Source organism: Kitasatospora sp. NPDC002965 (assembly GCF_040611255.1).
GTDB lineage: Bacteria > Actinomycetota > Actinomycetes > Streptomycetales > Streptomycetaceae > Kitasatospora.
The window spans coordinates 62,458-76,464 of the sequence record NZ_JBEXNT010000012.1 but is presented as its reverse complement, the minus strand read 5'-3'; the positions used below and the strand labels follow the sequence as shown (position 1 = coordinate 76,464).

Sequence of the window (14,007 nt, the reverse complement as noted above, 5' to 3'; positions counted from 1 at the left end):
GCCCGTGCGACATCTGTTCCTCAACGGGCCCGTCCAGAACGGGCCCTTTACCTTCGCCACTCGCCCCGGCAAGGCCGTCGGCATCCGCCTCGCCGCCGCGCTCAACGCCATCCTCGGGCTACCGCCCGCACCCCACCTGTGGAACACCGTCACTCTCGCCGGAGACCTCCGTCACCGCCAGGCCGAGGGGCCTACGATCCCCCGCCAGCGGTTCGAGGCCGACCTGATTGCCGCCAAGTACGCGTCTGGCCAGTCCCCGGTGGGCGGCATCATGACCGACACCGACGCGGAGGTCGCCAACCTCGCGCTGGAGATGATCGAGAACAACCTCCGCACCGGCACCCTCACCATCAGCCGCGAGACAGTCCCTACTTGCAGGGCCTGCGGTCACATGACCGGCGCCGGCGGCCACCCCTGCAACGCTTGCGGCAGCACCGACACCGAGGACCGCACGGGCTGCCACCTCGTCGCCGAACTCGCGAAGGACCGTCCCGTCCTCGACCGCTCGGACATCCACGCCAGCCACCGCCAGCAGCCCAAGCACCTCCAGCACACCGCCGCCAACGTCGCCGAGCGGTTGATCCTCTCCCGAACTCGCGACCACGGCATCGACCTCTCGCCCCTCGGCCTCAACAGCCTCGTCCTTGACCCGCGCGTCGGTATCCACGCCACCGTCCTTGCCGCAGCCCGACGGCACGAGGTGGACACGGCCGTCATGACCATCACCAAGAACGCCGCAAACCACATCGCCGCCCATGGTCAGTACTTCCGCGAACATGACGGCACCCGGCTTCAGTACACCCTGCATGGCCAGCTTCCCTACGACCACATAGCCAGCCTGCAGCCTCTGCACGAGGTGTACCGAGCCGAACAGGAGGTCAAGCAGGGCTTCGAAGCGTGGTTTCTCCCGCTCTTCTCTCTGAGGTCCAAGACCGGAACCCAGCCGGACCAGCTACCCGCGCTCTTCAAGCAATACATGCGGGCACACCTGGCTGAGCCCGTTTCGGCCGACGAAGCCGTCTTCGAAGCCGTTCAGCGCTCGGTCTCCGCTGGCGACACGGAATGGATCACGAACAAGCAGGCGCTGGCCCACGTGATGGCTGCCCGAGCCACAAGGATGATTGCGGCTGCGGAGAGGTGACGAGCCACTCCGAGGGGACCGCCGAGATGCAGGTGCCATGATCAGGTATCGACGGCTAGTTCAGAAGCGGGGTCTCCCTGATGACTGCGAGGAGAGCGCTGCTGCTTGAACACCTACCCACCTACCCAGAACTCTTGACCGGTGCTCCATCTCGTGTGGGTCTTGCCGGATAGGGTTCAGGTACCGCGGCACAGCTCTCGTCAAGCAGAGCTGCGACCGCCCGAGCCTCAGACCGGAGAAGACCTGCGTGAGCGTCCTCAGCCAGTTCGTGTGGAGCGTCGCCGACACACTGCGCGGCCCCTACCAGGAAGCCGAGTACGGCTCGGTGATCCTGCCGTTCACCGTGTTGCGTCGGCTGGAGTGCGTGATGGAACCGCACCGGGAGGCGATGGCTGAGATCATCGGCCAGTACCCCGGTGATCAGCAGCGTCGCACTCACCTGAAGCTCAAGACGCGCACCCCGGACAATGCGGGCCTGAACTTCTGGACGACCAGCAACTACACCCTGAAGAAGGCTCTGCAGGACCCGAACAACCTCGCAGCCAACCTCATCGACTACGTCTCGGGCTTCTCATCGAACCTGGACGTGTTCAAGTCCTTCGACTTCGAGAACGTCCTGCGCACCCTTGACGCCCGGGGCCGCCTCTCGCCCGTCGTCAGACACTTCCGGGGGATCGACCTGAGCCCTGAGACGGTCTCGAATGCGGACATGGGCGACCTGTTCGAGAACCTCATTTACCGGTTCGCCGAGTCCGCCAACGACGGCGCCGGCCAGTTCTATACGCCACGTGACGTCGTCCGCCTCCTCGTCGACCTCGTCTATGCCGAGGACACCGAGGCATTGCGCGGCCGAGGCCAGGTCCGCTCCATCTACGACCCCACCGTCGGCACCGGCGGCATGCTGACCGTGGCCGACGAGCACCTCCACGACCTGAACCGGTCCGCCTCAACGGCCCTGTTCGGTCAAGAGATCAACCCGCGCACCTACGCGATCTGCAAGGCCGATCTGCTCATCCGGGGCCAGGACCCGACCAACGTCCGTCAGGGCGACACCCTCGTCATCGACCGATTCGAGGCCCGCAAGTTCGACTACGTCCTCTCAAACCCGCCGTTCGGCACCGACTGGAAGGCCGTCGCCTCCGAGGTGACCGCCGAGCACGACCGTGGCGGCCAGGGACGCTTCGCCCCCGGTCTACCCACTGTCGGGGACGCCGCGATGTTGTTTCTCCTCCACGTCGCCTCAAAGATGCGCGACGTGGACGAGAACGGCCGCGGCGGTAAGGCAGGCATCGTTCTCAATGGCTCGCCGCTCTTCACCGGTGGCGCAGAATCCGGACCATCCAAAATCCGCGGCCACGTGCTCGAAAATGACCTGGTCGAGGCGATCGTTGCTCTGCCCAACGACATGTTCTACAACACCGGAATCCCCACCTTCCTGTGGATCCTCTCGAACGCCAAGCCCGCCGAACGCAAGGGCACCGTACAGCTCATCGACGCTACCGGGCTCGGCTCCAAACTGCGCAAGTCGATCGGCTCCAAGCGCGTCGAAATCTCTGATGACGCTCGCACCGTGATCGTTCAGGCGTTCGCCTCCTATGAGACATCAGACATCTCGAAGATTTTCGAGAACCGTGACTTCGCCTACTGGACAATCACCGTCGAGCGTCCCATGCGCTTCAGGTTCCAGTGCACCGCCGAGCGGATCGCCGACGTGGCCGACCACAAAACCCTTGGCAAGATCCCGGACCTGGTTGAGGCCCTCAGCTCCTTCGGCGAGCAGGTCTACCTCAACAGGGAGGAGTTTCTCGATGACCTCGGCAAACACCTGCGTGATTTCCCAGTCACGCTGACCGCGGCTCAGCGCAAGACACTGTGGCTGACGATCGGCGAACACGATGACGAAGCCGACATCTGCCGCTACACCTCCGGCCCGCACAAAGGCGCGATCGAGCCCGACCCTGTGCTGCGCGACACCGAAAATATCCCTTTCGGCTGGGGCGGCCACCCCAAAACCCATGACGCTGCACAGGAGACCATCGCCGCCTACTTCGAGACTGAGGTCAAGCCACACGTTCCTGACGCCTGGGTCGACAAGAAGACGAAGATTGGCTATGAGATCCCGTTCACTCGGAATTTCTACCGCTACACTCCGCCCCGCCCGTTGGAAAAAATCGACGCTGACCTCAACCGCGTTGTTGGCGAGATCATGGGGATGCTGCGGGAGGTAGAGGCGTGAGCGCTGTTCTACCGATGAAGCGATTGGCGAACGTCGTACTCGGGAAAATGGTTCAGCCGGAGTCGAAGAGCCCGTCTGACATCCCCGCCCCATACCTGCGAGCGGCACACGTCCAGCCTCAAGGGAAGATCATTGAGCTGCCGGAGCAGCCGATGTGGTTCCATCCGAGCGAACTACGGGCACTTGACCTGCGACGCGGCGACGTTGTGATCGTCGAGGGTGGCGCCGGCTACGGTCGATCAGCCGTAATCCGTGAGGATCTGCCAGGGTGGGGTTTCCAGAACTCAATTATCCGTCTGCGCCCCCTCGCTGGGCGTGCCGATGGAAGGTTCCTCGACTATGCGCTACAAGACGCACTCACGCGTGGCCGGGTCGACCTCGTCACAAGCACTGCGACGATTCCACACTTTACTGCCGACAAGGTGTCAAAATTCGAGGTATCAGCACCCGCCCTCGTTGAGCAGTGGGCCATTGCCGATTTTCTGGACCGCGAGACAGCACAAATCGATGCCCTGGTCTCAAAGCAGGAGGAGTTCATCGAGTTCCTCCGAGAACGGCGACGCGCCGCGATCGAGGTCGCGGTGTCGGAAGTTCGCGCAAGCGGCACAAGACTGAAGCACTTCATTCGGTCGGTACGTCAAGGCTGGAGCCCGCAGTGCTATTCGTGGCCTGCTGATGGGGTCAACTCCTGGGCGGTCCTCAAGGCAGGTGCAGCGAACGGCGGAGTCTTCCGCCCTTTGGAGAACAAGGAGCTTCCAGTAGAGGAAGCCCCTCGGCCTGAGGTTGTCGTGCAACGTGGCGACCTAATCGTTTCTCGTGCCAACACTCGCGATCTCGTTGGAAGCGCAGCCGTCGTCGAAGGCGACTTCCCGCGACTAATGCTGAGTGACAAACTCTATGCTTTCACGCTTGACGGCGACCGGGCACTCCCTCAGTTCGTTGCCACCGTGCTTGGAAGCCGCAAATGGCGTGATCTGGTAGAGATCCAAGCCACGGGCGCGAGCTCCTCGATGCTCAATATTAGCCAAGCCGACATCGTTAACCTTCCGATGACACTCCCATCGGTCGATGAGCAGTGTCGGATTCTCGTTCATCTCAACGACCAGACCACGCATATCGATGCCCTCATCGCCAAGGCACAAGAGCACATCGCCTTCGCCAGGGAGCGACGTTCCGCGCTCATCACGGCCGCGGTAACCGGACAACTCGACGTACGCACTACTCGGAAGGCAGGCTGATCGATGGCGTCCTCGGACCAGACCCGCGAAGAGGCGTTCGAGACTGAGATCGCCGAGTACTTGGCGGCCCGCGGCTGGGAGTACAGCACTTCCGACGGCGGCTATGACGCGAAGCGCGCCTTGTGGCCCGAGGACGTCCACTGGTGGCTAAGCACCACCCAGGCCGAGGAGTACAAGAAGGTCATCAAGGTCGGCAACCCGACCGAGCTGGCCGACAAGGACGCGCTCCTCGACGCCCTTGTGAAGCGCCTGGATGCTCCTATGGGCTCTGGAGGCGGCACCCTGAACGTGCTACGCCGGAGGTTCTCCCACACCCGTGGAGCAACGGCGCATTTCCATATGTGCCAGTTCGCGCCGGCCACTACCCTCAATCCGACCGTTGTGAACGCCTACGAGTCGGTTCGACTGCGAGTAGTCCGCCAGGTCCACTTCTCTTCTGCCAGAGGCGACAATCGGTCGATCGACCTGGTGTTCTTCGTCAACGGCCTGCCCGTCGCGACGCTCGAACTCAAGTCATTCTTCAAGCAGGAGTGGCGCACTGCAGTCAAGCAGTACAAGCAGGATCGCCAGCCGACTGGCCAACCGCTCCTCGGCTTCGGCACTCGCGCCCTGGTCCACTTCGCAGTCGACGACGACGAAGTCTGGATGACCACGAAGCTGGCTGGCGACAAAACCCACTTCCTGCCGTTCAACCGGGGCCACGCTAGCGGCGCAAAAGGCAACCCCTCAAACCCGAACGGTGCAGCCACCTCCTATCTCTGGGAGGAGGTCCTCGATCGGCACAACTGGCTCCACATCCTCGGCGCGCTGATGTTCCTGCGGAAGGACGAGGATGAGGACCCGGCCACCGGAAAGATCAAGCGGACGACGGCGCTGCTATTCCCCCGCTACCACCAGTGGCGTGCGGTACGGCGGGTCGTCGACGAGGTCCGCGTTGGCGGGCCCGGGCGGCGATATCTGATCGAGCACTCCGCCGGCTCGGGCAAGACCAACACGATCGCCTGGACCGCGCATCGCCTCGCCCGGCTGCATGACGGGGACAATCGCAAGGTCTTCGACAAAGTTCTGATTGTCTCCGATCGTAAGGTTCTCGATCGGCAGCTCCAGGAGGCCGTCAGCCAGGTCGACGACTCCGGCGACTTGGTGGCGGTCATCGATTCCGCCTCTGTGCGCCGCTCCGGCGGCTCGAAGTCCCGGGCCCTGCTCGACGCGCTGACCGGGCCCGCTCTGATCATCGTGGTCACGATCCAGACGTTCCCCTACGTCAAGGGCCTGATCGACACGACGCTCGGCGACAGGGCGTTCGCCGTCATCGTCGATGAGGCCCACACCTCCCAGTACGGCAAGACGGCCAACGCCCTGAAGCAGGTCATCACCGACGGCGGGCAGGTCGCCGAAGACGAGCCGGTCGACACCCAGGACGTCGTCAACGAGCTCCTCTCCGCCGACGACGAGCGCGCCAAGCGCGAGCAGCGGATCTCCGCCGAAACGGCTGCCCGAGCCGCGTCACCGAACGTCTCGTTCCTCGCGTTCACCGCCACGCCGAAGCACAAAACGAAGACCCTGTTCGGGCGCCCCAGCGCCGATGGCAAGCCCGAGTCGTTCGACGTGTACACAATGCGGCAGGCCATCGAGGAGGGGTTCATCCTCGACGTACTGCGTGGATACCAGACGTACAAGACCGCTTTCGAGATCGAGGAGCGCGGTGCAGACGGCGTCGTTACCACGATCAGCAGTGACGATGAGGGTCAACTGGTCGACCCGAAAGCCGCGACGAAGAAGATCATGCGGTTCAAGAACCTTCACCCGTCCAACATCGGGCAGAAGGTTGAGATTATCGTCGAGCACTTCCGGGCCAATGTCGCGCACCTCCTCGGTGGTCAGGCCAAGGCTATGGTGGTCACGTCCTCGCGCCAAGCAGCCGTCCGCTACAAGATCGAGACGGACAAGTACATCCGAGCCAAGGGCTACAGGCTCAAAACCATAGTCGCGTTCTCCGGTGACATCGACGACGAGGACTATGGCTTGGAGAACGCCACAGAAGCGTCCTTGAACCCGGGCCTCGGGTCCGATCTCGCTCGGGAGTTTCGGCGCCCCGACTATCGGCTAATGCTGGTGGCGGACAAGTTCCAGACCGGCTTTGACCAGCCACTGCTCTGCGCGATGTACGTCGACAAGCAACTCCCCGATGTGCACGCCGTCCAGACGCTCTCCCGTCTCAACCGCACCTACCGCGCCCCGTCTGGTGAGGCGAAGGACCAGACGTTCATCCTTGACTTCGTCAACTCCCCCATCGACATCCAGAATGCATTCCTGCAGTACTACACCGAGGCCCACGTTGAGTCTGCCACCGATCCCAACCTTGTCCACCAGCTCGCCACGAAGCTAGCTCAGCCCGGCATCTACACCCGCGCCAACGTCGAACGCTACGCTGAAGCCTGGTGGGGTCAGCAGCGGCACTCGGCTCTGGCGGCGGCGATCACGCCGGCCCGCCATGAGTTCGCCAACCGATGGACCGAGGCAACTGAGAGGGATGACAGCGAGGCCCTGAACGAGCTGCGGACCTTCCGCAAGGACTGCGGCTCCTACGTCCGCCTCTACGACCACATGTCTCAGGTCGTCGACTACGCGACCACCGACCTGGAGAAACTCGCTGAGTTCCTGCGCCAGTTGGTGCGCCTGCTCGCGATCGACGATCCCAGCGCCGACGTGGACCTGTCCGGGATAGTCCTCAAGCAGGTTCGGCAAATTGACCAGGGTAAGGCTGCTATAGCCTTGTCCGGAGACCACGAGACGCCGGGGATGCGGGGCATCACTGGTATCGGCACCGCGGTGGCCCGCGATTCGCAGCAAGTGCTGCTGTCGGAGGTGATCGCCAAGATCAACAGCTTGTTCGGCGGCGAATTCGCGGACCCGCAGATCGGCGCCTTTGTCACGGCCGCAGCCGGGATGGCCGAGGAGGACCCGCGGATCGCCGAACAGATCGACAACAATGCGCAGGATCAGTTCCTCCTCTCCCCTGACCTGCGCGAGGCCCTTACCGACGCGGCCGTGCTCAACGAGGGGGCCTTCGGGAAGCTGACCGGCGCGTTGACCGGCGAGGGCGAGCGGGCTGATGAACTCATCCGGCTGATCGGTGCGTACCTGTACGAGTCTCGGCACGCGCGCACGGAGCCCGAGGCTGAGCCGGAAGAACCAAAAGCATGACCTCAACCGCCGGGTCGACAGCGAAACCTTGGTCTCATTCACGCTCGTCCGGCCAGGCTCAGTCGCTGGCCAGCTGCTCGCTCCGCCGCGAGCCAGGACGAGTGTGAACCCTGGCAGGCTCGACGAATGTACGGAGACCCGGCAACCTGTGGCGGTTGCCGGGCATCACCGCGCTGCTCTCGGGCTATTCCTCTTCAGCCTGCTCGTCAAGCACTGTCCGAGCCAACTCCGAGAGGGTTGCGCCACCGTCTACCGTCCACCGTGCAGGGCCCTGGACCGCCACAGGCGCTTCCTCCCAACCTGCGAGCTCGTAGAGGTTGAGGACGAGGCGCGTGGGTGAGTATGCCTGCCCATCGACTGCCCATACGAGGCACCGCGTTCGGTCGTTCACCCATGTTGCCTCGCCGCGTTGGGGGTCCTCGGTGAGCCACGGGGTGAGCGCGTCGATCTCGGGTTTGTTCAACAGGCGCAGGCGAATTGGTACTCCATCGGTGATCCTTCCGTGGTCCACGAGGGTGGGCACGGCATTGGGACGGCGCGGTTTGCGCTTGCCCTCCTTAGCGGCCTCGTAGATGGCCGGCAGATCGGGAATGACGCCTTCCCGTGCGGCGTCGCGCAGCACCAGCTCTGCAAGGCGTTTGCACCGCCCGGCGTCAGTGAGTGTTCCACTGAGGAAGGAGGTCGGTCCGTACTCCATATCGATGTGGTGGATCAGCCAGGACAAGACGCGACTGGTGAGGGCGGGAACCTCTCGCAGCGCCACATTCCAGTCGTACTCCGGATCGTCGATGCGGTCCTGGTCGAGAAGCTGGAAGACCAGGTGGGTGACGAGTAGGTCACCTCGCTGGCTCACGTCGGCAGCGCGCTTCTGGAAGCGCTTGCGTTCTTCGTTGAGGGCGGTGCCCACGGTGCGGTGCACGAGTACTGAGCGCCAGATCTGGAAGGCCCCTGGACGCTCACCGAAGAGGCGAGGGTAGGCGCCTCCGCTACCTCGTTCCCAGAGCAGGTCAGTGTCCCGCTTCGCCCGCACGGTGAGTTCGGTGTTGCGGTGCGCACACGCCAGGGCAATGGCGGCGTGCACCACGGAGCAGCCCTCGTCCGGTGCCGGGTCGGGTTCGCCGCGTTTGAACACATAGGACTTCTGGAGGGACAGCATGAAGTCCTCGCGGATCATCGCCTGAACCTCGTCCAAGGCGATGAAGTCGCGTTGTTCCACGTGATTTTGTGTATTGGTTGTCTCGGTGATGCGCTGGGCCAGATCCGACATGTTCTTGTCGACGACGATCACCTTGACCGTGACCTCAGCGTCCTCGACTGCCTCGGGCGACGCCTTCGAGGCGCGGTGCGCCGCCGCGACGGTCTGCGCGCCGTTCACGACGCTCACCCCTGAGAGGTGTAGATGCACGGGCTCGTCTGGACGTCGGCGCCCGGGCCACTCTTCTTTCAGCTGATCGCACAGCACTGTCACGCCGTTGTTGAAGAGCCAGAAGTTCTCCGGTTCGTCCACCAGAGTGCTCAGCATGCCCGAGTTGACGCGGGTGGTGCCGAGAGACTGGCGGAGGTTCTGCTCGTACAGTCGACTCTCGTGTTCCTGGTACCACTCAGCGATGTTGCTTGCTGAGACAGTGCCTTGGTAGGCGCTGAGCGGAGTGTTCCGCCGGAGCCAGTTCGTCATCCGCACAGTGACCTGTACAGATTCGGGAGCGAGATCCTCGCGAATCTGTCGGAGGATGTCAGCAGCGAGGACCACGCGGTACTCGAGGACCGGGCCGAGCCCGTTGAAGTCCTTGCGAGCGTCTTCGAGAACGTTGACGACTTCCTTGCTGAGCGTCCCCGTACCCATGACAGCGATGACCAGAGTCACCCTGAGTCGGGCGTCGTGCATTGCAGCGTTGACGCGAGCAGCGATTGGTTCCAGGCGGTCGTTGAAGCGGTCGAAGCTTCGCTGCTCAACGAGGCGGAGGCCGGCGATGAGCTTGTGCGCCGCATTGGTGTCGAGCTTGCCCTTGCCTTCGTCACTCCACTTGGCTTGGACGAGCCAGACCTCTTGTGTGCCCTCGGTGACGGCCACACCGTCGATGCCTTGGTCGTCTTCACCGTCGATGACGGAGGCACCAGCGGTCCTCTGGTCGCATCCCGTCACTTCGCGCACAGCAGCTGCCGTCAACGCGCGTGAGAGGAAACGCTGTTCGTAGCCTTGAGGGTCGTACCCCTTGAGGTCTTCGTCGTAGATGAGGCCCTGGTACTGCTGTAGAAGCGCAGTGCGGATCTGGTGGATACGGATGGGGGCCGTGGCAGCCCTGCATTCTGACTCTTCCAAACCTGCCCCCAACGCCGTGCCGTGTGCTGCATCGCTCTGGCACAGTCTAGGGATCTAGGGGGAGAGCCGGGTGGTGCTTGCTGCCATCGCGGTCTCTGAACTCCCATCACCTGACATTGGGATCAACCCTGATGGCTCCCCAGGTGGCGAGGTCGATGCGTGAGCGATGCGTGAGCGGACGGGGCAGCACGTGCCGGTTCGGGTGGGATCGTGGATCACGGCGCAACGTCCTGACCTGCGGGTTCATCACCAAGTGATCGATGCCGGCAGTAGCCATCGTGATCACTCTCGGGCTCGTAATGCGTAGGTCGCGGGTTCGAATCCCGCAGGCGGCTCGGACGGAGCCCGGGTCGGATGTATTCGACCCGGGCTTCTGCGTGCGCGGGGTGGTGCGGGGTCAGGCGCGGCCGGCGGCCTGTTGGGTGCGGCGGGCCAGGGAGTCGATGACGACGGCGGCGAGCAGGACCGCGCCGGTGATCATGAACTGGATGGCGTTGCTGAGGCCCTGGATGTTCATGCCGGACTGGATCGACCCGATCACCAGCGCGCCCAGCAGGGCCGACCAGGTCTTGCCGCGTCCGCCGAAGAGGCTGGTGCCGCCGATGACGGCCGCCGCGATGGCGTTCATCAGCAGGTTGCCGCCGCCGGAGGTCTGGCTGGCCGACTGGATCTGCGCGGCCAGGAAGAGGCCGCCGATGCCCGCCATCGTCGAGCAGATGACGAAGACGCTGATCCGGATCCAGGAGACGTTGATGCCGGCGCGGCGGGCGCCCTCGATGTTGCCGCCGAGGGCGAACACCTGGCGGCCGTACCGGGTGCGGCGCAGCACGAAGTCCAGCACCACGATGAAGATCAGGAAGATCAGCAGGGCCAGCGGGAGCCCCTTGTACTGGTTGAGCGTGTAGGCCGCCAGGAAGGCGATGACGGCCAGGACCGCAGTGCGCAGCACGATGTCCACGATCGGCCGGGAGGGTACTCCGGCGCGCTGGCGGCGGCGGGTGTCGACCAGCGTGGCGAGGAGGAACAGGGCGACGCCGACCAGGGCCGCGCCGTACGCGGCGGCCTGCTGACCGTAGATGGTGCTGTACAGCCTGGAGACGATGTCGTTGCCGGAGAGGTTGACCGTGCCGCTGGAGCCCAGGATCTGCAGCATGGCGCCGTTCCAGCCGAGGTTGCCGGCGAGGGTGACGACGAAGGCGGGCACGCCGACCTTGGCGAAGAACAGGCCCTGGATCAGGCCGACGACGGCGCCGCCGGCGACGGCCACGATCAGCGCCACCCACTGGTTCACGCCGTGGGTGACGTTCATGACCGCGAAGATCGCCGCGCACAGGCCGCTGACCGAGCCGACCGACAGGTCGATCTCGCCGAGCAGCAGGACGAAGACGACGCCGATCGCGATCATGCCGGTGCCGACGATCTGCTGCGACAGGTTGGAGAGGTTCTGCGCGGAGAGGAAGCTGCTGTTGAGGCTGCCGAACACGGCCCAGATGACGATCAGGGCCAGGACGACCGGCAGCGAGCCGAGTTCGCCGCTGCCGAGGCGGCGGCGGAACTCGCCCAGGTAGCCCTTGACGCCCTCCTGGCGGACGATCAGCCGGGGGTCGACGGCGGGGGTCGCCTCGGGGGCCACCGGGACGGGTGCGTTGACGCCCCCCTTCGGCATGCTGTCCTCGGGCAGCGGGACGTGGCGGCGCTGCTCGCCGCCCGGGGTGTCGTCGCTCACTGGGTGCCCTCCGTGCCGCGGGCCTGCCGACGGGTCACGGCGTTGTCCGTGGCACCGGTGATGGCCGAGATGATCTGTTCCTGGGTGGTGGAGCGCCGTTCGAAGACGCCGTTGTTGCGGCCCAGTCGGAGCACCGCGACGGTGTCCGCGACCGCCATGACGTCCGCCATGTTGTGGCTGATCAGGATCACGCCGAGGCCCTTGTCGCGCAGCCGCTCGACGAGGTCGAGCACCTGGGCGGTCTGTTCGACGCCGAGCGCGGCGGTCGGCTCGTCCAGGATCACGACCCTGGGCGAGCCGATCAGCGCGCGGGCGATCGCCACCACCTGGCGCTGGCCGCCGGAGAGCGAGGCGATCGGGATGCGGACGCTGGGGATGCGGATGGAGAGCGTGTCCAGCAGTTCGCGGGAGCGCTTCTCCATCTCGACCTCGTCGAGCACGGTGAAGCGCCGGATCTCCCGGCCGAGGAAGAGGTTGGCGACCACGTCGAGGTTGTCGCAGAGCGCGAGGTCCTGGTACACGGTGGCGACACCCAAGTGCTGGGCGTCCTGGGGCCGGTGGATGGAGACCGGCCTGCCGTTCCACTCGATGACGCCCTCGTCCGGCTGGTGCACCCCGGCGATCGCCTTGACCAGGGTCGACTTGCCGGCGCCGTTGTCGCCGACCAGGGCGAGCACCTCGCCGGCGTGCACCTCCAGTTCGATGTCGGTGAGCGCCTGCACGGCGCCGAACCGTTTGGAGACCCCGCGCAGGGCCAGAACGGTCTCACCTGCCACAGTGACCAACTCCCTTGCCCCGCCCGGGCGGGGGCGGGGCGTCTACGGATTCGGGGGGCCGGCCGTGTGGTGCGGCCGGGGGCAGGCCTCGGGCGTCGGGGCCGGGGCCGGTGCCGGGTGGGCCGGGCGGTGTGCTGCTAGGAGATACCGGCCTCGGCGCACGCGGCGGCGTAGTCGGCGGTGCAGATCTGCTGCGGGGTGTAGAGGCCGTCGGCGACCACCGTGGTCTTGATGTTGTCCTTGGTCAGCACGATCGGGGTGATCAGGTTGGCGGGCACGGAGTTGCCGCTGCCGTTGGTCACGGTGGTCGGCAGCAGCGCGGGATCGGGCGTCCTGCCCTGCGCGAAGGCGACCGCGATCTGGGCCGTGGCGTCCGTCTCCGGCTTGAACGGCTTGTAGATCGACATGGTCTGGGTGCCCACCAGGATCCGCTGGACGCCGTCGAGCTGGGCGTCCTGGCCGGTCAGCGGGACGCTGAGGCCGGCGGCCTTGAGCGCGGTCGCGATGCCGGCGGCCATGCCGTCGTTCGCCGAGTACACGCCCACGACGTTCGGGGCGCCGATCGCGGTGATCGCCGCCGCGGCCTCCTGGTTGGCGTTGTTCGGGTCCCAGTTCGGGGTGTCGTACTCCTTGCCGATCTGGAGCTTCCCGTCGATCGCGCTGTGCGCGCCCGCCTTGAAGTCGGCCGCGTTGGGGTCGGTGGGCGAGCCGTTGATCATGATGATCTGCCCGGCGTTCGCCTTGTCGCCGACGGCCTCCACCAGGGCCTGTCCCTGGAGCTCGCCGACCTTCTTGTTGTCGAACGACACGTAGGCGTCGACCGGGCCCTGCGCCAGGCGGTCGTAGGCGATCACCTTCACGCCGGCGTCGTGCGCCTTCTGGACGGAGGACTGGATCGACTTGGAGTCCACGGCGTCCAGGATCAGCACCTTGTCGCCCTTGGTGAGGGCGGTGTCGACCTGGGTCTGCTGGGTGGTCGCGTTCTCGTTGGCGTTGTAGTAGTCGATCTGCGCGTTCGGCGCGAGCTCCTTGATCTTCTGCTCGATCAGCGGACGGTCGAACTGCTCGTACCGGGTCGTCTTGGTCTCCGGCAGCAGCAGGCCGATCTTGATCGTCCCGCCCGACGCCGCGCTGCCCGAGGACGTGCTGCCGGTCGACTCCTTGGCGCTGCCGCAGGACGCCAGGCCGAGACCGACCGACGTCACCGCGATCACCGCGAGGACGTGGCGAAGACCGTTGCTCATGAGGATGCCTCTTCCGTATGGGTCCGACCCTGGAGTCCGCCCCTGCATCGAGTCTGCGAACAACGGCCGCGCACCACGATTCGGGTTGAGCCGAGCGGGTGCCTCCGGGGCGCGCCGCC

The 14,007-nt window shown here is 65.1% G+C and carries 8 protein-coding genes; 4 read left to right on the top strand and 4 right to left on the bottom strand.

The window, feature by feature from the left end:
* The first annotated feature begins 4 nt into the window (after positions 1 to 4).
* From ABZY91_RS07975 to ABZY91_RS07960, 4 genes are all read left to right on the top strand, one after another.
* Entirely contained in the window at positions 5 to 1,141 is a 1,137-nt protein-coding gene (locus tag ABZY91_RS07975; protein WP_355400667.1) for a hypothetical protein, read from the top strand.
* Positions 1,142 to 1,388: 247 nt separating this feature from the next.
* The gene (locus tag ABZY91_RS07970; RefSeq protein WP_355400665.1) at positions 1,389 to 3,377 is read left to right on the top strand and encodes a class I SAM-dependent DNA methyltransferase; all 1,989 of its coding nucleotides are present in this window, start codon (positions 1,389 to 1,391) and stop codon (positions 3,375 to 3,377) included.
* Positions 3,374 to 4,615, top strand: a complete 1,242-nt coding sequence (locus tag ABZY91_RS07965; RefSeq protein WP_355400663.1) for a hypothetical protein — start codon at positions 3,374 to 3,376, stop codon at positions 4,613 to 4,615. Before ABZY91_RS07970 ends, ABZY91_RS07965 begins: the two co-directional genes overlap by 4 nt.
* Positions 4,616 to 4,618: 3 nt before the next feature.
* Complete coding sequence (locus ABZY91_RS07960) at positions 4,619 to 7,822, top strand: type I restriction endonuclease (protein ID WP_355400661.1); 3,204 nt, start codon at positions 4,619 to 4,621, stop codon at positions 7,820 to 7,822.
* Between the two features lie 184 nt (positions 7,823 to 8,006).
* On the opposite strand, the gene ABZY91_RS07955 is transcribed toward ABZY91_RS07960, so the two are convergent.
* The 4 genes from ABZY91_RS07955 to ABZY91_RS07940 form a co-directional block, all read right to left on the bottom strand.
* On the bottom strand, positions 8,007 to 10,142 hold the full coding sequence (locus tag ABZY91_RS07955; RefSeq protein WP_355400659.1) for an AIPR family protein: 2,136 nt from the start codon (positions 10,140 to 10,142) through the stop codon (positions 8,007 to 8,009).
* Between the two features lie 397 nt (positions 10,143 to 10,539).
* Positions 10,540 to 11,808 (bottom strand): sugar ABC transporter permease, encoded by a 1,269-nt coding sequence (locus ABZY91_RS07950; RefSeq protein WP_329885754.1) that lies wholly within the window; start codon positions 11,806 to 11,808, stop codon positions 10,540 to 10,542.
* Between the two features lie 56 nt (positions 11,809 to 11,864).
* Entirely contained in the window at positions 11,865 to 12,653 is a 789-nt protein-coding gene (locus tag ABZY91_RS07945) for an ATP-binding cassette domain-containing protein (protein ID WP_329885674.1), read from the bottom strand.
* A gap of 128 nt (positions 12,654 to 12,781) precedes the next feature.
* A complete protein-coding gene (locus tag ABZY91_RS07940; protein WP_329952376.1) occupies positions 12,782 to 13,888 on the bottom strand; it encodes a substrate-binding domain-containing protein in 1,107 nt (368 codons plus the stop codon).
* Between the last annotated feature and the right edge of the window lie 119 nt (positions 13,889 to 14,007).